Raw genomic sequence first — 316 nt, 5'->3', positions numbered from 1 at the left:
GGTGTGCGGGTCGGGGGTCATCGGGTGCTCTCCTCGAGAGGGATGGGGGTGGGGGTCGCGTGGGCGCGCATGGCCGCGCGATCGACGAGCTTCGTGCGCTCCCGGCCGCGGACGGCTCCGGCGCGGCGCTCTGCCTCGTCGATGCGCAACCAACCCTCCCAGTCCACCACGCCGGGGAGATCCAGGGGCGGGTGCGGGTCGATACGGGCGGACGGCGTCGCGGCGAGGTCCTCCACGAGATGCTGCACGGTCTGCGCGGCATCGGACTTGGTCGAGCCGATGAGCCCGATCGGCCCGCGCTTGATCCAGCCGGTCG

At 73.4% G+C, this 316-nt stretch carries 1 pseudogene; it reads right to left on the bottom strand.

The features are described from left to right. Positions 1-17: 17 nt before the first annotated feature. Positions 18-316 (bottom strand): annotated as a pseudogene (locus B2W79_RS14125) (pyridine nucleotide-disulfide oxidoreductase); the annotation flags it as partial.

Source organism: Microbacterium sp. UBA7513, from assembly GCF_002478345.1.
GTDB lineage: Bacteria > Actinomycetota > Actinomycetes > Actinomycetales > Microbacteriaceae > Microbacterium.
Note: the sequence above shows the minus strand (reverse complement) of the source record. Positions and strands in the feature narration are given on the sequence as shown.